Raw genomic sequence first — 400 nt, forward strand, 5'->3', positions numbered from 1 at the left:
TATATACTGTTTTTTTCTGTCAAGTTGATTTGTTATAGGAAATACATAAAATACTTTTTAAGAACATATAATTTTGACAGTTTTAGAGATAAAAATATTTCATAAAGTGGTTACGTTCGAATTCGAAACATTTTTCAAGGAGATATTCTTGTTTTTATTTAGGAGGCTTGTTTTCAAGGAACAGACAGTTCGTAAATTTTTGTAACATCATGGAGGGAAACAAGAGGTTCTCCTTTCGAACGACCAGATTTTGGGCAAAATCTGGGGTTTTTGTATACAAACGTTTTTGGCTGTTCAATCTATACACAAATTTATACTGCCATAGTAGAACGGAAAATAATTTATGATCTAGCTTTTCAAGATTGAACACTTCGCTTGCCCGCCTTTCGATAGATCGTTT

The 400-nt window shown here is 31.8% G+C and carries 1 protein-coding gene; it reads right to left on the reverse strand.

Features of this window, described 5'->3' with window-relative positions; all coding sequences use genetic code 11:
• Nucleotides 1–154: 154 nt before the first annotated feature.
• A partial coding sequence (locus P2081_RS20420) for a hypothetical protein (RefSeq protein WP_278924623.1) occupies nt 155–400 on the reverse strand: 246 nt, incomplete at its 5' end.

It is taken from the genome of Pseudophaeobacter profundi, from assembly GCF_029697505.1.
GTDB lineage: Bacteria > Pseudomonadota > Alphaproteobacteria > Rhodobacterales > Rhodobacteraceae > Pseudophaeobacter > Pseudophaeobacter profundi.